This is a genomic window from Mariprofundus aestuarium (assembly GCF_002795805.1).
Lineage (GTDB): Bacteria > Pseudomonadota > Zetaproteobacteria > Mariprofundales > Mariprofundaceae > Mariprofundus > Mariprofundus aestuarium.
The window spans coordinates 1086904-1113523 of the sequence record NZ_CP018799.1 but is presented as its reverse complement, the minus strand read 5'-3'; the positions used below and the strand labels follow the sequence as shown (position 1 = coordinate 1113523).

Below are 26620 nucleotides of genomic sequence, written 5' to 3'. Positions count from 1 at the left end.
CTCATCACTTAACGACTTCTTCGTACTCCGCCTTGCGAACATCCAGCGTAACAGAGATAAGTCGGCGCAACAGGTTAAAATCCACCGGCTTCGAAAGCACCAGCACATCCTCATCCTCCGCCTGAAGTGCCTCCACCTTCCCTGCAGGAGCCCCAGTAATCACAATGGTAGGAATATGAAGCCCCTCCTGATTAAGAGACCTGAGCATCTGAAAACCATCCATATAGGGCATAAACAGATCTGTTACCAGCAGGTCAGGCCGCCGCCGCCCAATTTCCATCAGTCCAATAAAACCATTGGCAGCATAACGAACATCCAATGGCAATCCCCATCGTTTGAAATGCATCTGATAGAGCAGGATGAGGTCGCGGTCATCCTCGACGATCAGCACACTCTTTATCCCGGGATCAATGCCGGCCCCTTCCACGCCTCGAAGCTCAAGCATCTGCATCGCAGAGTCCCGCCTGATCCGGCGATGCCCTCCGGGAGAGACCCAGCACTCCAGCTGACCCGCATCCGCCCAGAGCTGAACCGTCCTGATGGTGACATCCATCATCTCGGCTACCTGCTTGGTTGTTAAATACTCATCTCTATTCATGGTGCTATTTTTATCATTTTAACACAGTAATCAAGAATATTGTTGACAGTGATAAAAACAATACCTACAAATCGGATATCAGTTTTATCACTATATGGATGGTTATTATAGATGGCGGCCAAATATCTCAGCTCGACAAATAGCGCAATCGCACTATTCACAGCCATATTCTCAATGGAGATGATGATCATGTGGCAATTCAGCGAAATTGCCATATTCATCGACAATGAAATCTGGGCGGCGGCGGTTGATGCATTAATTATTTCCTTGTTTGCCACAATGATCATCAAAAAATACTACATAAAGCCAATTGAGGAGTACGGTAAAAAGTATATATCAGAACGCCCAGAGTACATGCTCAGCCAGGATATTTATAAACACAGCTCACAGGCTTTTATTGTGGTGGACGATGAATGGAACACCGTATTCCACAACTCTGCCTTTGATATCATGTGTGATATTAACGATGACACCGCGACCTTCTCAATCAAGGATCTGCTTAAAACCCACTCAGTGTTGCGGGACATAAAAGAGAACCTCTCTTTATCAAAAAGCTGGGGGGGGGCGCTCGACCTGATATCATTAAAAGGGCGCGTGTTTCCTGCCCGGCTATCCATTACTGCAAGCTCACCATTAGAAACAGATACTGTCTTTTTCATCATTCACATTGTGGATATCACCACATCCATCCAACGAAACAATCACATCGAATACCTGATGAATTATGATCCTGCAACTTCCCTGCCTAACCAACTGTCATTCAGTCATCATCTGGATAGCCTTCAGGACAGGCTAAAGGAAGGAGCGATTGATGGTTATGTGGTTGCAATCTACCGCATTGTAGGCTTTTCCAGATTATGCGACCTCTACGGCAAGGAGTCCATATATTCCATCCTCGCAGAGATGGGACTCAATATTGGAAACTATATAGGCGAGAAGTCAATTGCCTGCCTCGGAAACCATGAAGTCGCCGCTGCATTCACATATTATGACATGGATGAACTCATCCACAAGCTTGTAAAAATAGGCAAAATAATCTCCTCGGAATATGAGATTAAAAACGGGACATTAAGTTCAGATTACTGCTGTGGCTATTACACCGTTAACGGCATTGAAGAAAACACCGTTAGTACGAACAAGGCGATGCTTGCTCTCCACAACAGCACCCATGAAAATAACACAAGAATCACTGCCTTTAGCGATACAATGATGGAGGATGCTGACAGTCATGAACGGTTGAGAGCCATACTGAAACTTGCCGTTGACCAAATGGCCTTTGAAATAGTCTACCAACCCCAGAATTCGATTCATGACAACTCCCTTGTCGGCGTAGAAGCACTCCTGCGCTGGAAGCAGGATGATGGCACATATATATCACCAGCCATCTTTGTCCCGCTACTGGAAAAAATGGGAGTCATCTATGAAGTGGGCCTATGGGTCCTCAGAGAGTCCTGCTTGCAAGGCAAGCAATGGCTGGACGAAGGAATTCCTCCGTTTAATATCGCAGTGAATGTATCAGCAATGCAGCTACTGAATGAGAATTTCCCCCGGGATATTCTGGAGACACTGAGCAAGACACACTTTCCGCCCCAATTGCTGGAGCTGGAACTAACTGAATCCTGTATGATTGAGGACCCATCGGCAGCAGAAGACCTGATGTGCGATCTTGCAGCAATCGGCGTCAAAGTAGCCATTGATGACTTTGGCACAGGTTACTCCAGCTTGGCTTATCTGGAACGCTTCAGCACGATGGATAAGCTGAAGATAGACAAGGCATTCGTAGATATGATCTGCACAGGAAAAGAATCCGCTATCACAAACGCCATTATCAGTATGGCCAAATCACTGAACCTCAAAGCCATTGCTGAAGGCGTGGAAAACGAAGAGCAGCTGCTTTATCTGAAGCAGCACGGTTGCGACCAGATTCAGGGTTACCTGATCAGCAAGCCGCTATCCGCAGTTGAAATGGCGCGATTTGCCTGCTTGAACAATAAGGAGCATCCAAAGGTGGCAGTGATATGATAGGAAAAATGGCTACAAAAAAAATTCTCATCGTGGATGACAATGAAGAAGTAAGGAACCTTATTTTCCTTTCGCTGAACATGATGAGCTATGATCTTTATCAGGCTGGCGACTCTGATCAGGCAACATCTCAATTTGAAAAGCAACTGCCGGATCTGGTGGTCCTCGACATCATGCTGCCCGGTGACAAAAGCGGACTGGATCTCTGCGCGGAGTTTAAAAAGAACGGCAAGCACAACTGCAAGATCATCCTTCTCTCAGCCATGTCGCAACCTGCTGATATCTCCAAAGGCTATGATGCCGGTGCAGATGCATATATCACAAAACCATTCAGTCCGATGGCCCTGATCAGAGAAATACATAAGTTGGCACGATAATGAAAAAAGATAAATTCTTTCGTGGAAGCCAGCCAGGCGAGCAGCGTTTTTTCCCCATCAAAAGTTCGATCTCGAACGAGTGTCTGGATGTGCTCGTCGTCGAAGATGACCCGGATGTATCCTCACTGATCCAGATGGCCATCCATGCATGGGGACTTCCTCTGGATGTTGAATTCGTTCAAGACGGGTACAGCGCCATACGCTCAGTCATGAAACATAAGCCAGATGTCATGATTCTGGATTTGAGGCTACCCAAGCTTGATGGCTACAGCATCATGCAAGGCCTTGTAAAGCAGGGAAATGAAATAACATTTATCGTGGTAACCGGGCTATCCGAATCAGATGTATATGCAATCGGCGACCTGCCTCAAAATGCCTATCTCATGCAAAAGCCGATAGACCTGAAAAGATTTAGAAAAATTCTGGAAAAGCTCATTGACGAGATGATGTTTTCCAGACTCATACAGCAATAATATGTCGGGTCTAAACCTCACCCCCCCAGACTCGGCATATGGAGCAGGCAGGAACAGATGTTCCTGCCTGCTTAAACAGAGTTACGCATGGAAATCACATTCATGTTTGGTTTTAAGCTGAAAAGAAGCAGTCAAACCGGTCGCATCGTCACTAATGAGTGCATTGAAAGAGGGGTAGAATCTGACGCCAAGATTATTGATATCACGCCAAAGCCTTCCCGGCGGAAAATCAATGCACCCGCAGCTTATATTATCACCCGGACAGCGATTTATGCTTACAGGCAAGCCTCCGAGGGCATCTATGTTTGATCACCGGTAACAGCGGCTAGCTGCCTGCCGAACAAAAATAACAGTTCAATGGGAAGGCAGGCAGCTTTACCTCACATCAATAAGGACGTACCGCCTGAGAAAAGGTGGAACTATGGCAGGAATTATATATGCAGAAGAAAATACTGATAGTTGATGAGAACAACGAAGTACGCGATCTCTTTCATAAATCGATGAGCCTGCTCAGCTATAGCCTGCATTATGCGACTGACGGATTTCAGGCCATGCATAGCTATGCACTGCACAAACATGATCTGGTTATCCTAGATATTACACTTCCGGGAAACGTCTCTGGGCTCGATGTATGCAAAATGATCAAGCATAGCAAGCTCCACCAGACCAAGATCATTCTGCTATCGGGGCTGACCCAACGGGAGCATGTTGCATACGCAGTTGAGGCTGGCGCTGATCTCTATGTCAACAAACCATTAAATCCGACAAGAATGATCAAAAAAATCAGGCAGCTGCTGAAAACAACACCCGCCATGCCCGCAACAAAAACAGTCGCGCAGAATGATAAATTGTAATCGAAAATCTGCCGGGCCCTCCCTAATTCCCCAAAGGCTCGGCAGATCAGGCAGGCAGGTCCCCATTCCTGCCTGCCTCCCCCCTTTTAGCATTAGCCGTACCCATCGATTGACTTTATCACTTAGCTCGACACTCGAAGAATGAAATTATGACAAGAAAAAAATGATGAAAAACAGACCAACATGTCGCGCATATCGCTTTCATACTGATCTTCTGCTTAAGATCGATGAACTCAGCAAAAAAGTTAGAGAACTATTGACAGCTTAACAGAATGCAAGTCTAGATAGTTTAGTGAAGACGGCTTGACTATTGTGGCCTGTTATTTTGAAATCGTGGGCAATGCCGCCAATCAGGGTTCCAAGCGCCTCCATCTTTTGCGCGTGGCGCAACTGCGATTCCATCTCTTCATGCTCTTTCAGGCTCTGCTGGATACCGACAAAGTGGGTGGTTTCACCAGTTTCATCGGCAATTGGTGAGACTGTCATCATGGCAGGATAGAGCGAACCATCCTTTTTCCTGTCCACAATGCGCCCTTGCCAGGCCCGGCCACTACTGATGGTTTCCCACATATGCCTGTAAAAATGAGCATCATGAGTGCCACTGCTTAGAATATTGTGGTTTTTACCGATGATCTCTTCCGCGCCATAGCCGGTTACCAGGGTGAAGGCCCGATTAACATATTCAATTATTCCATGCCTGTCAGTGATACTGATCGCCTCTCGCGCCTGTTCTACCGAGGAGGAGAGAAGCCGCAGGCTCTCTTCAGCCTTTTTACGCAATTCAATTTCGTGCTTCAACTCATCGCGGGAGGCCATGGTCTCCTGAAGGTTGATTGCCATTTTGTTGACCGAGCCTGCAAGCTTGCCGATCTCATCGGCTGCCCCCTCGGGAGCTCTTGTCTCTAGTGCGCCTTCACCAATCGCCTTGGCAACATCGGAAAGTATTACAAGCGGCCTGGCTGCAATCCGGCCCAGTATCCAGGCCAGCAGTGCTGAGAAGAAAACAATCAACAGGCCGACGACAATAAGTGCCTTCGCCGTTTCATGGGCAGCGGCCAGTGCAATATCCGCCTCCTCACTAAGCAGAACCGACCAGGTTTCATCAATATTACCTTTCAATTGATCAACCGACTGCCCCTTGCCTCCAAAACCGGAACTCTCCGATTCAATCGTGACGGCCACAGGGGTGCAGGCCACGATCGCACCACTACCGGAATCAATCAGGGAGACTGTAACATGGCTGCCAACACAGCCGATGAAGGACTGATCCACCTTCGCACTCAGCGGCTCGACACCCTTCTCGTAAACGATCAATCCGTTGGAGCGAACAAGTTTCGCGCTAATTTCATGCTTCAGCTTGATGCTGTCGATAAGAGTTCTGATGGGGCCAAGAATATTGATATTGGCCTTCATCAACCCGATGATTTCGCCGCCCTGGTAAATCGGCACCACCACGCCGAGCACGTAACCGCCCACGCTGGTATCAAAGCCGCGGTCATCAAAAAATATTTTGCCGTCACCCTTATCGAACGCTGCTTTCCACCAGTATTTATCTGCATGAGCCAGCGTGGTCAACTTTCCTGTTGAGGCGACCATGACGCCAAAACGGTTGGTGAGAAAAATCTCTCCGTACATTCCCGGGAAAAGGATCTGCTGCTGCTTGAGGAATGCGGCAACCCTGTTTGTCAGGTGTTTAACGATAAACGGGTCGGATGAACTCTCTGCACTCATCCACCTTTTATTGAGTTGCTCTACCCTCTGCTTACGTTCTGTATCAGGAAGCTGCGCATATTCACCGTTACTCCGGTTCAGGGCTTCTGCAACAAGCGGGGCTGAGGAGAGTGTGGTGGTAAGGCTGGCAGCATCCAGGATATGGCTCTCAAGATGGGAGGAGACCTCTTCCGCAAGCGTCTCAAGGCTTTCTCTGGCAACATTTGCGGCCGCCTGCTCATTGTAATAACTGAACCCTCCAACCAGAGTTGTCAGAAGCGCGATACTGAAGAGCAGTATTGTCAGTGAAGCCTTATACTGGAGCTTTATACTGGAGCTTTATACTGGAGCTTTATACTGGAGCTTTATACTGGAGCTTTATACTGGAGCTTTATACTGGAGCTTTATACTGGAGCTTTATACTGGAGCTTTATCTCACCCTCCCGCTAAACTGTTCTGAGCAAATACCAGTAGTAAAATAATGAACTTACAGGGGCAGTTAGTCAAGAACCCTGAACTCGGGCCTACCCGGTATTGATCTTTCAGCCAAGCAAACTTTTTCTGCTCGCGATCTCGTCACCCCAGATCCACTCAGCCTGCACCTTGACCTCAAGCGCCTCGGGCAGTGTCGTCAGCCAGTCGAGCAGATCGGTGCGTTGGCAAGGTGTAGTCCAGAGCTGCTGTTTTTTATGTTCAGGATCGTAACAGCGCACCACAGCCAGCCCATCCTCGCCCTCAAGCAGCATCTGAAAACGGAAAGAGAGTTTAACGGGTAGTTCAATCTCGACCACCAGCGTAGGTTCATTTACCATTTTTCTCCCTTTCGATCTTGATCCAGCGTTCCACGTTGGCTAGATGCCCTTCATGGGTGGTGGCAAACTTATGGCCTCCGGTACCGTCAGCAACAAAGTAGAGATAATCGACATCGGCAGGTGCTGCAGCAGCCTTTAATGAGGCAATTCCCGGATTGCCGATCGGCGTCGGCGGCAATCCCCTTCGGGTATAGCTGTTCCACGGCGTATCTGTGGAGAGATCCTTCCTGTGGATATTACCTGAGAAGCTGCCGGTGGTTTTCCAGATGCCGTAGATCACGGTTGGATCCATCTGCAGTGGCATCCCCTTTTTCAATCGATTGCGAATCACAGCTGAAACCAACAGTCGCTCGCGATCAAGCATGGTCTCCTTCTCGATAATGGAGGCAGCGATGCGAATATGCTGCTGTACAACAGGATCTGGGCTCAACGCAGCCAGAACCTTCTGCTGCGCCTTGATCATCGAGCCTAGCAGTTCCGCAGGGTTGAGTGGTTTGGTGTACTGGTAGGTTTCCGGCAGCAGGCGCCCTTCCGCACCATCAGGCACCAACTTATTCAGCTCGGTCTGCCAGGCAGCAATCTCAACGCCTGTTTTCGCGGCAAGCAGCGCTATGATCTCGTCATTACGCAACCCTTCAGGTACGGTGACCTGAAACTGCATCACATCGCCTCGTTCGACACGCTCGATAATGGCATTGATACTGGCTGCCTCTTCAAATCGGTAGAAACCGCTCTTCAACCCCGCCGACACCCCTTTCAGGCGTGTAGCAAAGCGGAAGGCGATCTTGGAAGGGATAACATCCTTTGCCTCAAGAAGTTGCCCGATTTTTATCGTTGAAGCCCCTTTCGGAATCATCACCTCAACCGGCGAATTCGGCTGGTGGAGTGCCGAGGCCTGCCAGAGAAGCCAGAGCAGAGGTGCAAGCAACAGCAACGCACCCGCAATCGAAAACATCATCAGTTTTTTCATTAAATATCCTTTGGAATACCGGCTTCACCAGCCAGTGCTTCTATTAATTCTCTAAAGGCAGGATGTTCGCCATCAAGGGCTTTCCTATCTGTGACTGAGACCACCCTGCGAAGGAATATACCACTATTACAAAGCGCCAGCGCCTCGCACTCTTCAAGCCATGCAAGCGGACACTCGGCCTCATGAGCAACACCCGCTTTCACCAGGTGATTTCGAACCACACCCGGCAGTACACCGGCATCGGCCAGCGGCGTCCACCATCTCCCCTGGCGATAGAGCAACAGATTGGCCGTTGCTGCGGCGATCAGGAGATCATTCTTCTCAAATAGCACATCAATATCTTTGCAGCCTGCCAAGGCACGCAGGGTTTCCGCATAATCGGAGCTGAACTTGGCCCGCTTTTCCTTAAGCGGAAATGGCCAGCGTTTCAACATGAGTCTTGCTGGCTTTCTGGGGCTGAAAAACGGCATGGCCTGAATATAGGCCGCAGGCGACAGTGCTCTATTGGTCAGACCCCATCCTGCATCACCCCCAGTGATCGTGATCCGCACCAGCACATCAGACGCCCCATCTTGTGCCGCTGAATCAAGCGCAGCCGTATACAGTGATTCATAATCATCATCGCCAAGGTCAATACCGAATTCGGAAAGGCCGACTGCCAGTCGCTGCCTGTGCGCAGGCCATGCAAAGCACTCTCCATCGATAACCCGAAAGGTTTCGAAACAGGCCTCAGCATAAGCGATTCCCCGATCAATTGTATCTACAGAAACTATCTTCAAACTCGAATCCTTACCTCGTTCATGGTAGCAAGCCGCCCTATGAGCGATTTATACCTTGAGGCCATCGAACAAGCACGCGTCTATGACGTGGCGATTGAAACTCCACTGGAACTTGCACCGAAACTTTCATCGCGTCTGCGTAATGAGGTGGTGTTTAAACGTGAGGATATGCAGCCGGTCCACTCCTTCAAGCTGCGTGGTGCCTACAACAGAATTGCCCACTTAAGCGATGAAGAGCGTGCCCGTGGTGTCATCTGTGCATCTGCCGGCAATCATGCTCAGGGCGTGGCACTGGCCAGTCATAAGCTTGGGATTACCGCAACCATCGTCATGCCGCGTACCACGCCGGAGATCAAGGTCAAGGCCGTTGCCCATCTGGGTGCAAATGTTGTGCTCTTCGGTGACAGCTACTCCGATGCTAGCGATCACGCCTATAAACTCTGCGAAGAGAACGGCATGGTATTCATTCATCCCTATGACGACCCGCTGGTGATTGCCGGCCAGGGAACGATTGCCGAAGAGATGATGCGCCAGTATCCGGGTGATCTTGATGCTGTATTTATCCCCATCGGTGGCGGCGGCCTCGCCGCTGGCATGGCGATCTACCTGAAGAAACATTCGCCTGGAACCCGCATTATCGGTGTCGAACCAGTTGATTCTGCGGCCATGTACGATTCGATCAAAGCGGGCGAACGGGTTACACTCAAACAGGTCGGCATCTTCGCCGATGGTGTGGCCGTCAAACAGGTCGGCAAACACACCTTCGAACTTGTCCGGCAATATGTCGATGAGATCATACTTGTGGATACCGACGAGATCTGCGCCGCGATCAAGGATATTTACGAGGAGAACCGCTCCATCGTTGAACCTGCTGGCGCACTCGGCGTAGCTGCGCTGAAGAGGTATGTCCGCAACACAGGTGCTCGTGGCCAGATACTGGCGGCGATCAACAGTGGTGCGAATATGAATTTCGACCGCATGCGCCATGTTGCTGAACGAACCGAGATGGGTGAAGGCCGCGAGGCGCTGTTCGCCGTCACGATTCCTGAGAAGCCGGGCTCATTCCTTGAGTTCTGCCGCATCATCGGTGACTACAACATCACCGAATTCAACTATCGCCTCTCCAGCCGTGAAGAGGCACACGTATTTGCAGGCATCAGCGTTGCCGACAGTGATGAGGTAGATGTTCTGGAAAAAGCGATGCTCGCAGCAGGCCTGCCTACACTGAACCTGCAGGACAATGAACTGGCCAAGCTGCATATCCGCCATCTGGTAGGTGGCCGCTGTCCGCTGGTGGAGAACGAGCAGCTTTATCGCTTCGAGTTTCCAGAGCGCCCCGGCGCACTGCTGGAGTTTCTCACCCGTGCTGCTGGCCGCTGGAACATCTCACTGTTTCACTACCGCAACCATGCCGCTGCCTATGGGCGGGTGCTTGCAGGCATTGAGGTGCCGCCGCAGGAAAGCGTGGCATTCGAAGCCTACCTTGATGAACTGGGCTACGCTTACGTCAACGAAAGTGCCAATCCGGCTTACACGCTTTTCCTGTAGGGGCACTCCCCGCACCAGCTTATCTGACAATGGCAGCCACCCCTTATTGATCACTTTGACCATGGGAAGTCGGCCTGCAATAGCTGACTATTGACGCAGCAACGGTACGGTTTCAGCCTACCGCAAATGGAAATATTTCTTTCTCTTTCAGTATGATTCGACGCGCCTGTTCTGCAGACATCTCGGCACTGCTCACCCTTGAAAACTGCTGTTTTGAGATCGACCGCCTTTCAGAGCGCAGCTTTCGCCACTTGCTCACCCGTGGTAAGGCCTCTTTCTTTGTTTTTGATGATGGAGAGCAGTTACTGGCTTACTCCCTTGTACTGTTCCATCAGAACACCTCCATGGCCCGCCTCTACTCACTGGCAGTTCTGCCCGAATGCCGAGGCAGGGGCATTGCCGCAAGGCTGATTGCAGCTTCTGAGGCAGAAGCTCTGGATCGCGGCGTTGTCTCGATGCGACTGGAGGTGCATATCGACAACGGCAGTGCCATAGCCCTCTATCGCAAGTTGGGATACAAGGAGTTCGCCGTCTTTCCGGACTACTACGAAGATCACGCGGCAGCCCTTCGCATGGAGAAGCCGCTGGCCCCGCATCTCTCACCCAAGCTAAGTCCCGTGCCCTTCTACGCCCAGACGCTTGAGTTTACCTGCGGGCCGGCCAGCCTGATGATGGCGATGAAGGCGCTTGATCCTGACCTGAAACTCAGCCGCAAGCTGGAACTGCGCCTCTGGCGCGAAGCAACCAGCATTTTCATGACCTCGGGCCACGGTGGCTGCAGTCCTTATGGTCTGGCACTCTCCGTTCTCCACCGCGGCCTGCGCCCCGTACTGTTCGTCCCCAGTGATCCAGAAATGTTTGTCGATTCGGTGCGTAACGAAGAGAAGCGGGAAGTGATTCGCATTGTACAGAATGATTTTCTGCAGGAGATTCGCCGCCTTGGAATCCCGCTGCATGAGCAGCACCTGTCACTGGATGAACTTGAAGCGCGCTTCCGCGATGGCGCTATCCCAGTTTTGCTGATCAGCGCCTACCGGTTAACTGGCGACAAGTCGCCGCACTGGGTTGTTGTCAGCGGTTTCGATAGTCGCTTTATCTATATCCACGAACCCTATGTCGACGAGGGGCAGACGGAGACCACCTGCTTCGGAATTCCGGTTGCCCGTTCAGAGTTCGAGCGCATGCGTTTTTACGGCAGCAAGCGGCAATACGCCACGCTGCTACTATACAAGGGAGAGAAGTAAGATGCCGGTACGCCACACGGTGATTGTTGACCGAATCAAGGACTGGAAATGGGCGGTTGAGGGGCTCGAAGTGACCCTGGCCAACGACTACCTGACCCGCCAGGCTGGTGCTCAGAAGCGGCCTATCCGCATTATCAACCTGTGCAGACACTACACCTACCTCAGTGGCGGTTACTACTGCTCGCTGCTGGCAGAGGCGCGCAACGATATCCCGATGCCAACTGTTGCCGATATCGTTGATCTCTCGCGCCAGAGCCTTTATGCCTTCTCCATTCCGGATCTGGAACGGCTGCTTGAAAACACGATGAAACGTCTTGCCTCCCCGCCTGAGGCCTCGTTCGACCTGCACATCTTTTTCGGCACATGCGATGATCACCGCTTCCGCCGTCTGGCCTCGGAGCTGTTCGATATCTTCCGCTACCCGCTGCTGCGCTTGCGAATCGAATGCGGAAAAGAGTGGAAAATCCGTAGCATTCGTCCAATGGGCCTGCATCAGGTGACCGCAGCCCTCTCTGACTTCTTTGAGACCAGTCTTCGAAGCTACACGCGCATACCGCGCCGCAAACGCCACGACAGCCGCAAACCGGCCCTTTACGATCTTGCTATCCTCTACGACCCGAATGAGAAGCTGGCGCCATCAAACAAGGCTGCACTGGAACGCTTCATCCGTGCCGGACAAAGGATGCGGGTCGATGTTGAACTGATCCAGAAAAGGGATTACAGCCGGCTCTCCGAATTTGATGCCCTGCTGCTGCGAGAAACAACAGCGATCGACAATCACACCTTCCGCTTCGCCCGCAAGGCGGAGGCTGAAGGCATGCCGGTGATCGATGATCCAAAATCGATCATTCGCTGCACCAACAAGGTCTATATGTGGGAGCGACTGACAAGCCAGAAGCTGCCGACACCCAGAACCATACCGCTGAACCGCTATCGTTTCGATGAGGAGGCCATGTGTCGGGTTGAAGATGAGTTGGGTTACCCTATGGTGCTGAAGATCCCTGATGGCTCCTTCTCGCGTGGCATGTTCAAAGCCGAGAACCGTGCCCAGCTGGCAGAATCGGCCCACAAGCTCTTTTCGCACTCTCGTATCATTCTAGCGCAGGAGTTCATGTATACCGCCTACGACTGGCGCATCGGCATCCTCGGCGGCAAGCCGCTTTATGCCTGTCAGTACAAACAGGCGCGTGGCCACTGGCAGATCGTCAACCATAAGGCTGACGGCTCTACCGTACCCGGCGGCTTTGCGACCATGCCTGTCGAGGATGTCCCCAAAGAGGTGGTAAACACCGCCCTTAAAGCTGCCGCCCTGATTGGCAACGGGCTCTACGGTGTTGACCTGAAACAGAATGATGACGGTATCTTCGTCATCGAGATCAATGACAATCCGAATATCGATCATGGTATCGAGGATAAAGTCCTGAAGCAGGGACTTTACGAAACTGTCATCAATGAATTTATCCACCGCATTGAATCGATGCGCAACGAATAGCCCGACAGACAGGATGATAAAGATGAGTAACATGCAGAAACGATGCAACGCCTATGTCCTCGCCAAACATTTCCATACCGAGCCTATGCAGCAACACTTTTCGCAGCAGCACCGCGCCTGCACTTATCGCAATGCGATCCATCTTGATGATGCCAACGGTGATATATTCCTGTTCGATTATGGTGTAGTCGTCTTCTGGGGATGTGATCACGACAGCGAAAAGCGCATCCTCGACCAGCTGACCCCATTCTTGAGGGAGCCACTCAAGGAGAAAATATCCGACCTCTTCACCTACGAAATTGATGCTGACACTGCGACACGGATTCGTTCCGACCACATCACCATCAACGAAGGAAGTACCATGGTGAAACTGGCCATTTCTCACGGTATCGCCCAGTCACTGAAGCTCTCTGAGCTTGAGGTCTATGCCGAACGGACAATCGAGAACACTGCCTATATCCCGCGCAACATGGCCGAATCCGGCTCCACCCGCCTGGGTAGGAAAGAGATTGCCCGCATGCGCGGCAAGCTCTTTCTTGTCGAGAGCGATATCCTGCTCCACCATGCCCTGCTTGATACGCCTGAATTTTTCTGGGAGTACCCCGAGGTTGAGGAGCACTACCGGCGCATGGCTAGCTACCTAGACACCACGCCTCGCGTTGATGTGCTCAATAAAAAGTTACAGATCATCCACGACATGTTCGCCATGCTTGCCGATGAACAGAAGCATAAACATTCATCGCTGCTGGAGTGGATCATCATCTGGCTGATCGCCATTGAGATATTCTTCTTTCTCACACACGACCTGATGAAGCTCTTCTAAACCTCCGCCGCCAGACCCGAAAGTGCCTGCCGGATACTGTGGCGCGAGCCTCTTATCACCTTCTCCTGCCACTTTGGCGTGGCTGGATAGAAGTGGCTGCGAATGGCCGCCTTAATCGCCACTGTCTGCTCAGCCTGCCACTCCACCTGACCCTGGGCATGAAGCCAATGGTCGGCACGCAGCACTTGCATCATGTTGTCGAACGGGTAGGTGCCAAACTCCAGCGCAATGAATACCAGCGGCTCTCCGACCAGATGCATCCAGCCGTAATCAGAGAGCCCGTGCTTGGCCACTGAAATTGAAGTTCCGAGGGCTGGTTCAGTCACAGCATCTCCATACCAGCTGCGCGCCAGTCGAACCCCTGTCGACCCGGGAGGGTGGTCGCAGATCGGCTCCCCATATCCGAACGGCCCTATGCCTGTGTGAAAATCGATCAGCGCCACTCGCTTGCGGCCAGCCAGTCCGTATTCGGCAATAATTTGCTCACAGGTCTGCCTCGACCATGTCGGCTGAATACCGCCGTAAAAAAGTCCATTCGGGAAATCGTACTGGCCGCCGGAGAGTGCCCGCTCGTAGGCCTCACGGCCATGTAGCGCATAATAGTCAGCCAGCCGGGCATCGCTGAGCCGAAGGCATTCCAGGTCAAGGGAGGCTGGTACAATCGCATCAGCCAGTTCATCATACCCCTCATTGACTGGAAGCAGGTGCGAAAAGTCGATGTAGTTTCGATTGAGATCGACCCCCTCCTCGGTCACCCTTCTCAGCCAGGCGAAACCGTGCGGATTGACCGCATGCACAACCAGTACAGCAGTACCCTTCGAAAGCGCAGTGAAGCTGGAGAGGAAATCGATCTGAGCCGCCGAACCGCTGAACCCTTCCACGCCGTGGGTGGCAGAGAGCAGCACCAGTACCGTCTCAGCATCAGCCGGCCCAAGCCAAGCCACATCGGTTGCCAACGACTCGCCCTCAGGTCCTTTAAGAGGATGGTTGAAACTTTTCAGCTCTGCTCCGGCACGGGCTGCTGCATCAAGAAAAGAGTGGCGCGCACACCGGTAGTCGGGTGAAAAGCAGGAGAGCATGCTCTCGATATCTCTTATATCCTGTTGCACGTTTGTATGCTGAAACAACTCGGATTCTTAGACAACAATCTTTCGTAACGCATCATGCCGACAGAAACTCTTACTGAGAAATCGCGTAACGCCCCTGGATTCATCCATGGGGATATAAGCGATTGCATTGGCTTTATTTAGGTGTTCGCCCCTACACCATGCGTATCCACAAGGGCTATAAATTCAGGCTAGAGCCAAGCTCCGAGCAGCAATCTGAGATGATTCGTTTCGCGGGACATAACCGTGCGGTCTGGAACCAATCCCTGCGTATAATCAAAAGTCGGCTGGAGCAAAGACTTCCGATCATGTGGTTCCATGAATTAAACTGGAGCATGGTCAACCTGTGGGAAAAATCGGACGAAATGCTGTGGTTGAATGAAGCGCCGAGCCAGTCTTTGATTCAAACGCTGAAGCATCTGGATCGCGCTATGCGTGATTGTTTCGACAAGAATCAACCCAACAAACGTATGCCTCGTTTCAAAAAAGAAAGGCGAGCATGATTCATTCATCTTTCCGCAAGGATTTGATGTGGCCGGCAACCGAATCAAGCTTCCAAAACTTGGCTGGATGAAGTTTCGCATGCCTCGGGAACTGGTTGGTACCATGAAATCAGCAACGGTTTCTCGGAATGGAAAACACTGGTACGTCTCGATCCTTTGCGAGCAGGAAATAGTTGATCCGGTCCACGCATCTTCAACTGCAGTCGGCATCGATCGCGGTGTTCATATCATGGCTGCCTGCTCGGACGGCAAGGATTATGTGGGTGAAAAGCCTTACCGGAGGCATGAAAAGCGATTGGCCAGAGTGCAACGTCTGCTTGCCCGCAAAATAAAGCTTTCAAATAACTGGCACAAACAGAAGGAGAAGATTCAAGCCATCCACTCAAAGATCGCTAACATTCGTAAAGATGCGCTGCACAAAGCCACCACTGAAATCAGCAACAACCACGCTATGATTATCATGGAAAAGCTTGGCACATCCCGAATGTCGAAATCTGCGAAAGGAACGATTGAGAAAACGGCGTAAACGTCAAAGCAAAGTCAGGATTGAACAAGTTCATCCTGGATTCTGGCTGGTCGATGTTAGCGGCGATGCTGGGAGTACAAGCAGCTCTGGAAAGGCGGTTTTGTTGAGTATGTATCAGCCGCCTACACCAGCCAGCGTTGCAATCAGTGTGGCCAAACGACCGAAGAAAACCGTGTTTCTCAAAGTAAATTCCACTGCGTTTCCTGCGGCCATACGGCCAATGCAGACCGAAACGCAGCATATAATATTTTAGCGGCAGGACATGCCGCCTTCGTCTGTGGAGAAGCCGGGTTGCCGGCCCCTATGAAACAGAAACCTGTGGTTGCAGCGATACAGCCTCGCATTTTAGCTTTTGCCTGAAAGGAATCCCCTGAATTAATTCATGGGGAGGGTGTCAAAGCTGCAGGATATGCACCCATTTACCGCCGTGTTTGATTTTAAGGCGCCGTTTCACCGGCAGACCAAGATCATTCTCACAACCCTGATCGGGCACAATCACCACCATGCGCCAGCCTTCAAAAGAAGCCTTGAAAAGCTGGCCCAACTGACGGTAGATACCGCTCACATCGCCTTTGATGCGATCCCCGTAAGGGGGGTTGCAGACAATCAGACCCGGAGATGCAGTCCCATCAGGTGGAGATAGCCTGTTCACATCCTGAACCGCAAAGTGGATCTGTTTTCCAACACCTGCTGTTGCAGCGTTTTTCTCGGCCTGCCTTAGAATGCCTTTATCCAGATCGCTGGCAAAGATCTCTAACTGCACCTCTTTGTGCATCGCTTCGGCTTTGGCAAAGATACGTTTCCAGCGCTTCTCCTTGAAGCAGGGCCACTGTTTGAATGGGAAGTCATGATCCAGTCCGGCAGCGCGGTGCCCCGCCATCCATGCCGCTTCAACGGCAAAGGTGCCGGATCCGCACATCGGCAACAGCAATGGTTCATCCGGCTGCCAGTCGGCCCAGTATAGTATACCTGCGGCAATGGTCTCGCGCAGTGGTGCCTTGCCGGAATGCAGGCGATAACCGCGCCGATCCAGCCGTTCACCCGATGTATCGATACTGATCGAACAGATGTCATCATCCATACGCACAAGAACAGCCTGATGCTGCATCGCAGAATGTTTGATGGGCGATTCAGGCAACGCATGCTTGTTCCTGATCGCATCGGTAACAGCCAGTTCGACACGGCCGGTATGCAGCAGTTTGGTTCCGTGACATGAGGCACGCACATCAAGCTCTGTGTTCACACAGACATAACGCTCCCACTGGATTTTTTTTGCCTTGTTATACAACTCAGGGAACGAATGGGTTCTGAACTCAGCGAGGCGGATCAGAACGCGTGTAGCGCAGCGCAGACGCAGGTTAACGCGAAACAGGCCATCCATGGTCGTCTGAAAGCGGACACCACCATCATCCACTTTAATTTCATCAACTGAGAGTGATTCCAGTTCTTTAGCCACGATCTTTTCAAGACCGGGAAGTGTTACAGCAAAACAGTTCAACTTTTCCATGGCGAGAATCTAACAGCCGAACTTAAGCATTACATCGTTTTACTTTGCCGCCCTTTGCCACCCTTGACCACCTTTGGTAGATTCACCGACTTATTGCAACCCATGTCGTTTGTTTTGAAAAAGTTTCTCCTTCACGGATGAAGGAAGCCCACTTAAGGAAGCCCACATGTCTATTGACCTTCAGCCCATCATGATCTCCGGTAAAGAAGTCCTCCCGCTCATTGAGGGTGGCAAAGGCGTTGCCGTATCCACCGGGCTAAGCTCCGGCGCCTGGGCCGCCGCCGGTGGTGTAGGCACATTTTCAGCTGTAAATGCAGACAGGGTTGATGAAAATGGCGAGGTTATCCGCACGGTTTACCACGGCAGGAGCCGCATGGAGCGTTTCGAGGAACTTGTAGCGCAAGGCATCGAAGGTGGCATCAAGCAGGCGCAGATCGCACATGAGGTGTCGGGCGGCAATGGCCGACTGCACATGAATGTATTGTGGGAGATGGGTGGCGCCGAGCGCGTCCTTGAAGGCGTAATGGAGGGTGCCAAGGACATGGTCCATGGCATTACCTGCGGCGCCGGTATGCCTTTCAAGCTGGCTACACTGGCCGCAAAACATAATGTTCACTACTACCCGATCATCTCTTCCGCGCGTGCATTCCGAGCCCTCTGGCTGCGCTCCTACCGTAAACTTCCCGACCTTCTGGGCGGCGTTGTATACGAAGATCCATGGCTGGCTGGTGGCCATAACGGTCTTTCCAACTCAGAAAGCCCGGACAAGCCGGAAGATCCCTACCCGCGTGTTGCGGCAATCCGTAAAACCATGAATGAGTTCGGTCTGAATCACGTTCCTATCGTCATGGCTGGCGGTGTCTGGTGCCTGCGCGAATGGAGCAACTGGCTGAATAACCCTGAAATTGGCCCGATCACATTCCAGTTCGGAACACGCCCCCTGCTCACTCAGGAGAGCCCGATCTCAGATGCATGGAAGCAGCGTCTGCTCACACTCAACGAAGGTGACATCAATCTGAATCGCTTCTCACCAACCGGCTTTTACTCTTCCGCCGTATACAACACATTCCTGCACGAACTTTATGACCGCTCCGATCGAGAGACCGCATTCGTCGATCACCCTGCCGGTGACCATTCTGAACTCTTCACCTTTGGCGTTCGCAACAAAGAGGTCTACCTGACCCGCCAGGACCTCAAACGTGCCAATGGCTACATTGCTGAGGGTTTCAGCAAAGCACTGCAGACACCTGACTCCACGCTGGTTTTCGTGACACCGGAAAAGGCAAAGGAGATTCGACAGGATCAGCTGGATTGCATGGGCTGCCTCTCCATGTGCAAATTCAGCAACTGGGCAGCCAATGATAAAGGCACCACCGGCCACAAGGCCGATCCGCGTAGCTTCTGCATCCAGAAAACGCTGCAGCAGATCGGACATGGTGAAAACCCTGACAACAACCTGATGTTTGCAGGCCATGCCGCATATCGCTTCGCTCAGGACCCGTTTTATGCCAACGGCTTCATCCCGACGGTCAAAGAGCTGGTAGAGCGCATCTGCATCGGCGATTGATGCAGTCAGAGGCTGCCGGAGTTCCGGCAATCGAAGCTTCCAAACCAGCAGACGAGTTTCAGTAATATGAGCAGCTCTAAGCAGGAGCGTATCTCGCTTTCACTCGACACCGAATTACGCCTGCATCCGCAACGGCTCAACCTGGGACAGGCTGAGCTCCTGACCGACGCTATTACGCTCCCCTTCGATGATATTGAGGGCAGGCTTAACCAGTACGCCATACACAGCGGCTCTGTAGCCGAACGCAAAAAACTCTGCAGCAGCATGAAGGGCTTTCTTGGACGCCTCAATGCCAACCCTATGATTCCACTGAGCTTTCGCCTGAAGGTATTAAGCCGCTTTGAAAAGGAGCTGGAGCTGTTCGATGGCGAAATGACAGCTGCCATTCTCAATGCACACAAAATCGCCGTGGATCTGGTGCAGAAAGAGGCAAGAACCGACAGCAGCTACTATGCCCCTTTGATCGAGATGATTACCAATGCCATTGAGCTGGCACTGAAAATGCTCAAGCTCACTGTTGCCCAGTATCAGGCAACCATGGTGATTACTACACGTCAGTTTTTTGCCCTGGCAAAACTCGGACTGGATGTAGCCACATCAATTGATGCAGAGAGCTCCCCAGAACAGAAACGCCTAATTATCACCATTGGCAAACATGAGCTACTGCGAGCCATGGATTTTTACCGCAGCTCGCCCGAACAACAGCGTTTAATCCTGAAGGAGCTGGAGCATCATGTTTCAATGCTGGATGCTCATTTCTGCCCCCAACATGAGAAGATTGAGGGGTTAATTGGTGCAACCTGTTTGATCAGCAACATCAATCGACCGAATATCCCTCCGAAGCTGATAAATAATTTCCAGGGAGGCCTCCCCTACGATGCTCTCGCTCTGAAGGTTGACTCCCTGATTCAGCGCGTAACCACTGCTGTTGAAAGAACCAATTCACTACAGCAGGACCATGAGCGACAACGGGTAGAACTGCAAACTGAAGAGGCGATGCGCACCACACTGGTTGGTGGCCAAGGCATACTGGATGCTCTGCTCTCCAAATATGAAAAAGAACCTCGTGGTGCCATTGAGGGAGTTCACCTGAATCTGGAGTGGGATTGCGCAAAAGCATTTTCTAAAAGCAGCAGCAACATGGATGGGAGCGACCAGGTTATTCAAAACTGGAATGTAGTCAATATCAGTCAGAATGGCGCCTGCATCGAACGTCTGGATGGTGACGACCATGCAACCTGCACAGGAAGCATGATTGGACTTGACTGGGTCCCTGCGCTGGATCGACCCAGACTCGGTTTCGTTCGCTGGATGAAGCGGCAGAGAGGCGGTGATATCCGGCTCGGCATCCATTTTTTCCAGCAGCCTGTCAAACTGCTGCGCGCCTCTATTGATATCGGCAGCAAGGAGATGAGTACCAAGCGGCTGTGGCCCCTGCTAATCCTTCCTGGCACAGGCATTCTCACAGCATATTTCCCTGAAACCCATATCCACTGCAACATGATCTTTATCATCAGAAGCGGCGATGAAGACATCCATTTCAAAGTCATGGAGGTTGATGAAGTCGGCCCCAACTACAGCAAGTGCAAGATCGTCCGTGCCCGCGTCAAGGGTGAAGAGAATTAAAAAATTTCAATGGCAGAAAACATCTGGTCCAAGATGCATAAGATATTCAGCTCTCCAGTAGTTTCTTAACCATCTGACTGAGTTTACTGACGGCAAACGGCTTGGTGATTATCGCTTCTTCCCTGATTGCCTCTTTATCGGCCAATGCACTGAGCTTGTCGTAACCGGTTGCAAACAGCACCCTGGCATCTGGATTGATCTCGCGAATCCCCTGCAATGCCTGGATGCCACTTTTGCGCGGCATCACCACATCAAGGATCACCAGTGCTATCTCGTGCTCATGTGCCCTGTATTCATCGATCGCCTCCTGGCCATCGGTGGCCACAAGTACCTTATAGCCAAGCCCTTCGAGCACGTCCCTGCCGGTCTCCAGTACTGTATCATTATCATCAGCAAACAGAATGGTTTCACAATTTCCCATGACAATCTCGCCGCTTTCGCTGGCCAATTCAAACGCCACATCACTCTCCAGTACAGGTAGATAGAAAGTGAATTCCGAACCCACACCAGGTTCAGATTCAACATTCACCGTGCCGCCATGGCTATGCACCGTACCGTAGACCATGGAGAGGCCCAGGCCGCTTCCCTTACCTATATCTTTGGTCGTGAAGAAAGGTTCGAAGATTTTCGCCAGATGCTCCTGTTCGATGCCACAGCCATTATCCTTCACCTTGATAGCAACGTACTCATCGGCTGTCAGTTCGCTATTTCCCTCAAGAAAACGGTCATCCGGTAGAAACTTGCGAAGTGAGATGGTGATGGATGGATCATCAACACCGGCCACAGCATCGTAGGCATTGTTGATCAGATTCATCATCACCTGTTGCAGTTGATTCACATCGCCCTTCACATACATACCGCTCTCTTCAATCTCAAGCAGTACCGTGACATTTTCCGGGATGGTGGCCTGCTGCAACTTGACCACCTCCTTGAGGAATGCGGCGATCGTAATCGGAGCCATCTTCACGATACCTTTACGGGAGAATGCAAGAAGCTGCTGAATCGTTGCAGCTGCGCGGAATGAAAGTTTCTCCACACTTTCCAGGCGTGCCACCACGTCCGGAAGATCGGCCACCTTGCGTTTGGCCAGGTAGAGGTTACCGGTGATGCCTGCCAGAGCATTGTTAAAGTCGTGGGCAATGCCGCCGACCAGCGTACCGATCGCTTCCATCTTCTGTGCCTGATGGAACTGGGCCTCAAGCGCCTCGAACTGTTCGAGGTTCTGCTGCACGCTAACGAAGTTGGTAATCTCTCCCACCGTATTTTTGATCGGTGAGATACTCAGCATCGCAGGGTAGAGATCGCCACTCTTTTTCCTGTTAACCAACTTACCCTGCCAGACATGCCCCTCTTCGATAGTACTCCACATCCTCTCAAAGAAGCGGGCATCCTGTTGATCGCTCTTGAGTATGCGCGGATTCTTCCCCAGTGCCTCCTCTTCCGAATAGCCGGTGATATTGGTAAATGCCTGATTGATATGTTCGATGATGCCATCGGCATCGGTAATCATGATCGCTTCGCCTGACTGCTCCAGTGCCTGTGAGAAACGCTGCAGTTTTGCCTCAGACTGCTTGCGTTCAGTCAAATCAAGCAGCGTTGCAAGCAGATGATCGCCAATGAAAACGCCGGAGATTTCTATGGTGCGGACTTCACCACCCTTGCAGGTCACGTTGTATTCAATCGGCTGGATGTCTTCATCCTTCTCACTGGCTTTCTGGCTTGCTGCCTCCCAGGTTGCCATCACCCACTTTCGATACTCGGCATCGGGATAGGCAAGCTCCCACCACTGCTCAATTGTCGGAAGCTCCTCATGCGTGTAGCCAAAGGTCTCTACAAACCGATCATTGAAAAATTCAAACACGCCCTCTTTTGTCACGTAGGCCAGCGGAACCGGCAACAGCTGCACCAGCTTTTTGAAGCGCCTCTCACCCTCCTTCAAAGCCTCTTCGGCCACTTTCAACGGGGAGATATCGGCAAAGGAGACAATCACCGAACTGATCTCGTCCTTCTCATCAAACACAGGTTCGGCATTGGCCAGCACCCAGATCAGCGGCTGCCCATTCGAGCCCTTGATCCCTAAGGTGGCGTTGCGCACCGGTTTACCCGTGCGCAGAACCCTGCTGGCAGGATAATCGACAGAGTCCATTTGCAGACCTTGCTCGTCGACAAACTGCCACCCTTGGTCAAAGTTGGATTTTCCCAGAATCTGATCTTCGCTCAGACCGAACAGCTCCTGAGCAAGTGGATTACAGGTCGTAACCCTTGTATTCCTGTCACGAACCAGCACCGCAGTATGAACATTTTCAATCAGGGCCCTAGTCTTGGACTCGCTCTCAGAGGCTGAGGCAAGCGCACTATCGCGCTCGGCTTCACGCATCCGGATGCTCTGTTCCATAACATTGATGCTCTTTCCAAGCTGGCCGATCTCATCATCCTGACTCACGTTGATCTCGCCGGAGTAGTCGCCGGAAGCAATGGCCTCGGTGGATTTGAGCATCTGCTGTATAGGCCCAATCACCATCTGGTTGAGCATCACAGATAGAACCAGAAGCCCCGCAAGCCCCAGAAGCAGTGCAATGGAAAATTCGACCAGTGCAGCCTCCTGCAGCTCATCCAGAAGAAACTTTTTGGTCATATAGATTTTTACGTTACCGATCTCTTCGCCTTCGCGTCTGATCTCACGCTCTACGCTGATATAATCGCCTTTGATATCGTCCATGGCGCTGATCGGATACCAGTTCTCATCCCGTTTTTTACCCACAAAAAGGTTACCATCTGCATTCACGATAATGGCATAGATGGCCTTATCGGTAATCTCATTGCTGATCACCCTCATCGCCCAGACATTATCAATTTCCCATAGGGGCACCACTAGGCTCTCAGAAAGGCGATAAACCTTCTTTTCGGCCTCCACATTCAACTCAGCAATCGCCTCGTTTTTTGCACTGCTATACTCGTAAAACTCAAAAGAGGTAACCCCAGCCAGCACCACGGAAACCAGCGCCACTGTAATTCGAATCCTGATGCTGTTGAAAAATCTCGGCACCTCAATCACTCCTGTTCATCATAGTTGTAAACAGCCTCATGCCGCTCAAGATCGCTCATCAATTCATCCGGAACCTGCCCTGCACCATAGTAGGACTCAAGAATCTGCACATATAAGCCGCTGGCTTTGATCTTCTTCATACCTTTTCTATAGAGGCTTCCGATCCGTTTCGCATCGGGATAGCCGGAAGATATCAGTATGGCGATAGGCATATCTGAACCGGGGATGATGGATTCAACAAAGTCATTATGACTATCAGGGAAAAGCCGGTTGATAATCTTCATGCCAACCAGGTCGATCTCGATTACCAGATCAATGCGTCCCTTCTGCAGCTTTTTGAACAGTGATGCCTGAGAATAACTCTCCTCAAATTTTACACCCGCTCTTTCAAAGTAGGATTGATCCACCAGTGTCCCTTTCAGGATTCCGACCTTGTACCCCTTCAGATCCTCGATGCTGGTGAAAGCGAGCTTATTCTTATGGTTCGGTTGATAATAGAAGAGTCCCACATGGTAGACGCAGACCGGGATTACAGCGGCAAAATCCTGATTGCCCATGTAGAACTCGGGATTACCAAGATCGTTGTTTGTATCATCCTCTATCATACGCGTCAGTGGCTTGTACTGGACATGCGAAACCAGACCGGCCGCTTCAGAGGCTGCATGCAAAATCTCACCGCACATGCCGTCTTTTACCATCGTCTGGGACCAGTATGGCGGGCTTTCGTTGGCATCAAGGCTGACAGACAGTCCGGTATCATCGGCAAGGGCTACCGACACCCCTGTTGTCAGGAGCAGCAGAATGCCTGTCATCACCCGGTAGAACATCACCATCAACCTCTCCTGGTTCTATTTAGCCAGCTCGCCTTTCAGATTACCCATGTAGAGCTTCAACATCTCGCCATTGCCAATGTGTTTCTTCATGATTGCTGCATAGGAACCATCATTCACCATAGCCGTCAGGGCCTTTCTGAATTTGGCTGCATCATCAGCGCCCTGCGGATGTTTACCGTTGAAAACAACATACATGACATCCGTGCCGGCAGGCCTCTGCATGGCCGCGAAATCACCCTTCTCGGAAGCCATGTATTTATCAAGCAGCCAGCTGGTCGTCAGGGCGGGAATAGCTGCAAAATCGGCCTCCCCTTTCGCAATCATCTTCAGTAGCGCGATCGTCCTGCCCTCTTTCACTGCAATGCCGGCAGCCTTGAAGGCGGCAACATCCTCGCCCTTGTGGGCGCCATAGGTTTTGCCTTGCAGCGAAGTCAGGTTACCACTCCACTCCAGCCCGTTCGGGTATGCCGGTTTATAGTAGTAGAAATTCTCAGTCATTACCGCAACAGGGATGAGGATAAGACTTTTCCTGGCCTCACTGCTGAAGTTCAGGTGACGCCCCATCACCGCCAGTGCATTCTCCTGCAGCAGGTAGTATTTCACCATGCGCTGCACCGGATGGGTGGTAATCACGGCATCAACACCCGCCTGCTCTAAAGCACTGTTCACAATCTCGGAGAATAGGCCGCCATCGGCCACTTCTGTGGAGAGAAATGGTGGAAATTCGAGGGCATGAACCTGATCCTTATCAATTGCAAAGAGTGCCTTGGTTACCCTTGGGCCGGTTGCCGATGCCGTTGTTGCAAACAGCAGAGAACCCAGAAACAGCAGGGAGAGTGTAACAATTCCGGTTTTTGAAATGCTCTGTTTCATATCAATCTCCTACTGCCGATGCAGACTGCACCAGCACCTTGTCCCAAAGTTCAAAGTGATGACCGAAAGGATTGGTCTGGCTCATGAAGATGGTAATCTTCTCCTCTTTCGGATCAACACTGAAACGAGTGGAGTAGATACCGGCCCACTCGTAGGTACCGACATCACCACTGTCCACAGGATGCTCACGATCGGCCTGGATGGCAAAGCCCAAGCCGAACTTCCACCCTTTACTGTGCAGAAACTCCGCGTCGTGTTCACCAATATGATTCGTTGCCGTCATCAGCTCGACCGTCTTGCGACTTAAGAGCCGAACACCATCGAGTTCACCACCGTTAAGATACATCTGGGCAAAGCGGAAGTAATCGTAAACCGTGGAGAGCACATTCGCACCACCGGCCAGATATTTGCCGGAGAGCGCTTCGGCATCAGCAGGATTCAGGCAGAGATCACCTGAGATGATCGGCTTATCATCAGCGCGCACAAGTGAACCTTTCCAGTCACTCTTCCAGACTGCAGCAAGCCTCGGCAGTTTTTCCTCGGGGATATAGAAGTGGCTGTCGTTCATCTTCAACGGTTTGAAGATTCGCTGCTCGACAAACTGATCGAACTTCATGCCCGAAACCACCTCAACCAGATAACCGAGGATGTCACTGTTCAGGCCATAGTCCCATACCTCACCTGGATGGGCGTAGAGCGGCAGTTTCGCCAGCCTTTTAACCATATCACCGATCGTTTCATCCGGCCTGCAGAAGCCATCGGTGATGCCTGCCTCCTTGTAGAGGTCGGTAACCATGGTGCGGGTCGGGTTGGGGTAAACATCGTTGAGGAAGAGGTAGAGGATGCCGGAGGTGTGAGCCAGCAGGTCGCGGACTTGCACCTCACGTTTCACTGGCACCAGGTGATAGGGGAAGTCGGAACCTGGAGGGTTGGGCACCAGCACCTTCTGGTTGCGGAACTCGGGGATATATTTGGCTACCGGGTCGGAGAGCAGCAGCTTACCCTCTTCATAGAGCATCATGATCGCCGTACTGGTGATCGGCTTGGTCATCGAGACGATGCGGAAGATCGTATCCTTCTGCATCGGCTTGCCGACATCGGCCAGTCCCGTCTCCTTGAAATAGGCTATCTTGCCCTTGCGCGCCACCATCACCACCGCGCCTGCGATCTTCTTCTCCTCAACATAACGGTCGATCAGGCGATCCATGTTCTTCAGCCGCTCGGAGGAGAGCCCCACCTTCTCCGGTTTGACCATCTTATAGTCGGCGGCATAAGCAGGCAGAATCCCGAATGTGAACAGCAGTAATAGTGTAACAAAAAGTTTATTCATA

Annotated in this window: 24 protein-coding genes and 1 pseudogene; 13 read left to right on the top strand and 12 right to left on the bottom strand. The window is 51.6% G+C overall.

The features are described 5' to 3' along the window. Positions 1 to 4 precede the first annotated feature (4 nt). On the bottom strand, positions 5 to 598 hold the full coding sequence (locus tag Ga0123461_RS05475; RefSeq protein ID WP_100277408.1) for a response regulator: 594 nt from the start codon (positions 596 to 598) through the stop codon (positions 5 to 7). Further along, positions 595 to 885: a hypothetical protein gene (locus Ga0123461_RS12335; protein WP_157819247.1), complete on the bottom strand. Its 291-nt coding sequence runs from the start codon at positions 883 to 885 to the stop codon at positions 595 to 597. The genes Ga0123461_RS05475 and Ga0123461_RS12335 overlap by 4 nt, the downstream gene beginning before the upstream one ends. On the opposite strand from Ga0123461_RS12335, the gene Ga0123461_RS05470 reads away from it, so the two are divergent. From Ga0123461_RS05470 to Ga0123461_RS05450, 5 genes are all read left to right on the top strand, one after another. Next, positions 878 to 2620 (top strand): putative bifunctional diguanylate cyclase/phosphodiesterase, encoded by a 1743-nt coding sequence (locus tag Ga0123461_RS05470; protein WP_157819246.1) that lies wholly within the window; start codon positions 878 to 880, stop codon positions 2618 to 2620. The two genes, Ga0123461_RS12335 and Ga0123461_RS05470, sit on opposite strands and share 8 nt — an antisense overlap. Before the next feature lie 8 nt (positions 2621 to 2628). Further along, entirely contained in the window at positions 2629 to 2997 is a 369-nt protein-coding gene (locus Ga0123461_RS05465) for a response regulator transcription factor (protein WP_157819245.1), read from the top strand. Then, positions 2997 to 3470, top strand: a complete 474-nt coding sequence (locus Ga0123461_RS05460) for a response regulator (RefSeq protein WP_100277405.1) — start codon at positions 2997 to 2999, stop codon at positions 3468 to 3470. Before Ga0123461_RS05465 ends, Ga0123461_RS05460 begins: the two co-directional genes overlap by 1 nt. An 87-nt stretch (positions 3471 to 3557) precedes the next feature. Further along, positions 3558 to 3779 (top strand): hypothetical protein, encoded by a 222-nt coding sequence (locus Ga0123461_RS05455; RefSeq protein WP_100277404.1) that lies wholly within the window; start codon positions 3558 to 3560, stop codon positions 3777 to 3779. A gap of 128 nt (positions 3780 to 3907) precedes the next feature. Then, positions 3908 to 4324 carry a response regulator gene (locus Ga0123461_RS05450; RefSeq protein WP_100277403.1) on the top strand — a complete coding sequence of 139 codons (417 nt, stop codon included), beginning with the start codon at positions 3908 to 3910 and terminating at the stop codon, positions 4322 to 4324. Between the two features lie 264 nt (positions 4325 to 4588). Here Ga0123461_RS05450 and Ga0123461_RS05445 read toward each other — a convergent pair whose 3' ends face one another. Further along, entirely contained in the window at positions 4589 to 6055 is a 1467-nt protein-coding gene (locus Ga0123461_RS05445; RefSeq protein WP_100277402.1) for a PAS domain S-box protein, read from the bottom strand. A 141-nt stretch (positions 6056 to 6196) separates the two neighbouring features. Between Ga0123461_RS05445 and Ga0123461_RS12550 the strand changes: the two genes are divergently transcribed. Continuing rightward, positions 6197 to 6343, top strand: a complete 147-nt coding sequence (locus Ga0123461_RS12550; protein WP_157819244.1) for a hypothetical protein — start codon at positions 6197 to 6199, stop codon at positions 6341 to 6343. 233 nt (positions 6344 to 6576) lie between these two features. Here the strand turns inward: Ga0123461_RS12550 and Ga0123461_RS05440 are convergent, their stop codons facing one another. Genes Ga0123461_RS05440 through Ga0123461_RS05430 form a run of 3 tightly spaced genes read right to left on the bottom strand, consistent with a single transcriptional unit; the run spans position 6577 to position 8595 of the window. Continuing rightward, the gene (locus Ga0123461_RS05440; RefSeq protein WP_100277401.1) at positions 6577 to 6846 is read right to left on the bottom strand and encodes a DUF4911 domain-containing protein; all 270 of its coding nucleotides are present in this window, start codon (positions 6844 to 6846) and stop codon (positions 6577 to 6579) included. Continuing rightward, positions 6836 to 7816, bottom strand: a complete 981-nt coding sequence (gene mltG, locus Ga0123461_RS05435; RefSeq protein ID WP_100277400.1) for an endolytic transglycosylase MltG — start codon at positions 7814 to 7816, stop codon at positions 6836 to 6838. The genes Ga0123461_RS05440 and mltG overlap by 11 nt, the downstream gene beginning before the upstream one ends. Then, positions 7816 to 8595, bottom strand: a complete 780-nt coding sequence (locus Ga0123461_RS05430) for an aminotransferase class IV (protein WP_157819243.1) — start codon at positions 8593 to 8595, stop codon at positions 7816 to 7818. The genes mltG and Ga0123461_RS05430 overlap by 1 nt, the downstream gene beginning before the upstream one ends. A 39-nt stretch (positions 8596 to 8634) precedes the next feature. Here Ga0123461_RS05430 and ilvA point away from each other — a divergent pair, with 39 nt between their 5' ends. From ilvA to Ga0123461_RS05410, 4 genes are all read left to right on the top strand, one after another. Next, positions 8635 to 10143: a threonine ammonia-lyase, biosynthetic gene (gene ilvA, locus Ga0123461_RS05425; RefSeq protein WP_100277398.1), complete on the top strand. Its 1509-nt coding sequence runs from the start codon at positions 8635 to 8637 to the stop codon at positions 10141 to 10143. 152 nt (positions 10144 to 10295) lie between these two features. Continuing rightward, on the top strand, positions 10296 to 11387 hold the full coding sequence (locus tag Ga0123461_RS05420; protein WP_100277397.1) for a GNAT family N-acetyltransferase/peptidase C39 family protein: 1092 nt from the start codon (positions 10296 to 10298) through the stop codon (positions 11385 to 11387). Position 11388: 1 nt separating this feature from the next. Next, the gene (locus tag Ga0123461_RS05415) at positions 11389 to 12879 is read left to right on the top strand and encodes a RimK family protein (RefSeq protein ID WP_100277396.1); all 1491 of its coding nucleotides are present in this window, start codon (positions 11389 to 11391) and stop codon (positions 12877 to 12879) included. A gap of 22 nt (positions 12880 to 12901) precedes the next feature. After that, positions 12902 to 13702, top strand: a complete 801-nt coding sequence (locus Ga0123461_RS05410) for an RMD1 family protein (protein ID WP_157819242.1) — start codon at positions 12902 to 12904, stop codon at positions 13700 to 13702. On the opposite strand, the gene Ga0123461_RS05405 is transcribed toward Ga0123461_RS05410, so the two are convergent. After that, positions 13699 to 14811, bottom strand: a complete 1113-nt coding sequence (locus Ga0123461_RS05405; protein WP_232710386.1) for a M14 family metallopeptidase — start codon at positions 14809 to 14811, stop codon at positions 13699 to 13701. The genes Ga0123461_RS05410 and Ga0123461_RS05405 overlap by 4 nt on opposite strands. Before the next feature lie 158 nt (positions 14812 to 14969). Between Ga0123461_RS05405 and Ga0123461_RS12785 the strand changes: the two are divergent. Continuing rightward, positions 14970 to 16197 (top strand): annotated as a pseudogene (locus tag Ga0123461_RS12785) (RNA-guided endonuclease InsQ/TnpB family protein). A gap of 34 nt (positions 16198 to 16231) precedes the next feature. On the opposite strand, the gene Ga0123461_RS05390 reads toward Ga0123461_RS12785, so the two are convergent. After that, positions 16232 to 17344 carry a THUMP domain-containing class I SAM-dependent RNA methyltransferase gene (locus Ga0123461_RS05390; RefSeq protein ID WP_100277393.1) on the bottom strand — a complete coding sequence of 371 codons (1113 nt, stop codon included), beginning with the start codon at positions 17342 to 17344 and terminating at the stop codon, positions 16232 to 16234. Positions 17345 to 17510: 166 nt separating this feature from the next. Here Ga0123461_RS05390 and Ga0123461_RS05385 point away from each other — a divergent pair, with 166 nt between their 5' ends. Together Ga0123461_RS05385 and Ga0123461_RS05380 are read left to right on the top strand one after the other, a co-directional pair. Then, complete coding sequence (locus Ga0123461_RS05385; protein ID WP_100277392.1) at positions 17511 to 18911, top strand: NAD(P)H-dependent flavin oxidoreductase; 1401 nt, start codon at positions 17511 to 17513, stop codon at positions 18909 to 18911. A 66-nt stretch (positions 18912 to 18977) separates the two neighbouring features. Next, a complete protein-coding gene (locus tag Ga0123461_RS05380) occupies positions 18978 to 20537 on the top strand; it encodes a hypothetical protein (protein ID WP_100277391.1) in 1560 nt (519 codons plus the stop codon). Between the two features lie 46 nt (positions 20538 to 20583). On the opposite strand, the gene Ga0123461_RS05375 is transcribed toward Ga0123461_RS05380, so the two are convergent. From Ga0123461_RS05375 to Ga0123461_RS05360, 4 genes are read right to left on the bottom strand one after another with little or no spacing between them, the layout of a single operon-like run. Beyond that, positions 20584 to 23583: a PAS domain S-box protein gene (locus Ga0123461_RS05375; RefSeq protein ID WP_157819240.1), complete on the bottom strand. Its 3000-nt coding sequence runs from the start codon at positions 23581 to 23583 to the stop codon at positions 20584 to 20586. 5 nt (positions 23584 to 23588) lie between these two features. Continuing rightward, a complete protein-coding gene (locus Ga0123461_RS05370) occupies positions 23589 to 24416 on the bottom strand; it encodes a substrate-binding periplasmic protein (protein ID WP_198507138.1) in 828 nt (275 codons plus the stop codon). A gap of 15 nt (positions 24417 to 24431) precedes the next feature. After that, positions 24432 to 25289, bottom strand: coding sequence for a substrate-binding periplasmic protein (locus tag Ga0123461_RS05365; RefSeq protein ID WP_100277389.1), 858 nt, complete (start codon positions 25287 to 25289; stop codon positions 24432 to 24434). Between the two features lies 1 nt (position 25290). Beyond that, entirely contained in the window at positions 25291 to 26619 is a 1329-nt protein-coding gene (locus Ga0123461_RS05360; protein ID WP_100277388.1) for a serine hydrolase domain-containing protein, read from the bottom strand. Position 26620 lies beyond the last annotated feature (1 nt).

Bases quoted from the DNA above. Each gene is read 5' to 3' on its own strand.
- Ga0123461_RS05475 (WP_100277408.1), bottom strand. From the start codon at position 598: ATGAATAGAGATGAGTATTTAACAACCAAGCAGGTAGCCGAGATGATG.
- Ga0123461_RS05470 (WP_157819246.1), top strand. From the start codon at position 878: ATGATCATCAAAAAATACTACATAAAGCCAATTGAGGAGTACGGTAAA.
- Ga0123461_RS12335 (WP_157819247.1), bottom strand. From the start codon at position 885: ATGATCATTGTGGCAAACAAGGAAATAATTAATGCATCAACCGCCGCC.
- Ga0123461_RS05465 (WP_157819245.1), top strand. From the start codon at position 2,629: ATGGCTACAAAAAAAATTCTCATCGTGGATGACAATGAAGAAGTAAGG.
- Ga0123461_RS05460 (WP_100277405.1), top strand. From the start codon at position 2,997: ATGAAAAAAGATAAATTCTTTCGTGGAAGCCAGCCAGGCGAGCAGCGT.
- Ga0123461_RS05455 (WP_100277404.1), top strand. From the start codon at position 3,558: ATGGAAATCACATTCATGTTTGGTTTTAAGCTGAAAAGAAGCAGTCAA.
- Ga0123461_RS05450 (WP_100277403.1), top strand. From the start codon at position 3,908: ATGCAGAAGAAAATACTGATAGTTGATGAGAACAACGAAGTACGCGAT.
- Ga0123461_RS05445 (WP_100277402.1), bottom strand. From the start codon at position 6,055: ATGAGTGCAGAGAGTTCATCCGACCCGTTTATCGTTAAACACCTGACA.
- Ga0123461_RS12550 (WP_157819244.1), top strand. From the start codon at position 6,197: ATGGCTCTCAAGATGGGAGGAGACCTCTTCCGCAAGCGTCTCAAGGCT.
- Ga0123461_RS05440 (WP_100277401.1), bottom strand. From the start codon at position 6,846: ATGGTAAATGAACCTACGCTGGTGGTCGAGATTGAACTACCCGTTAAA.
- mltG (WP_100277400.1), bottom strand. From the start codon at position 7,816: ATGAAAAAACTGATGATGTTTTCGATTGCGGGTGCGTTGCTGTTGCTT.
- ilvA (WP_100277398.1), top strand. From the start codon at position 8,635: ATGAGCGATTTATACCTTGAGGCCATCGAACAAGCACGCGTCTATGAC.
- Ga0123461_RS05420 (WP_100277397.1), top strand. From the start codon at position 10,296: ATGATTCGACGCGCCTGTTCTGCAGACATCTCGGCACTGCTCACCCTT.
- Ga0123461_RS05415 (WP_100277396.1), top strand. From the start codon at position 11,389: ATGCCGGTACGCCACACGGTGATTGTTGACCGAATCAAGGACTGGAAA.
- Ga0123461_RS05410 (WP_157819242.1), top strand. From the start codon at position 12,902: ATGAGTAACATGCAGAAACGATGCAACGCCTATGTCCTCGCCAAACAT.
- Ga0123461_RS05390 (WP_100277393.1), bottom strand. From the start codon at position 17,344: ATGGAAAAGTTGAACTGTTTTGCTGTAACACTTCCCGGTCTTGAAAAG.
- Ga0123461_RS05385 (WP_100277392.1), top strand. From the start codon at position 17,511: ATGTCTATTGACCTTCAGCCCATCATGATCTCCGGTAAAGAAGTCCTC.
- Ga0123461_RS05380 (WP_100277391.1), top strand. From the start codon at position 18,978: ATGAGCAGCTCTAAGCAGGAGCGTATCTCGCTTTCACTCGACACCGAA.
- Ga0123461_RS05370 (WP_198507138.1), bottom strand. From the start codon at position 24,416: ATGGTGATGTTCTACCGGGTGATGACAGGCATTCTGCTGCTCCTGACA.
- Ga0123461_RS05365 (WP_100277389.1), bottom strand. From the start codon at position 25,289: ATGAAACAGAGCATTTCAAAAACCGGAATTGTTACACTCTCCCTGCTG.
- Ga0123461_RS05360 (WP_100277388.1), bottom strand. From the start codon at position 26,619: ATGAATAAACTTTTTGTTACACTATTACTGCTGTTCACATTCGGGATT.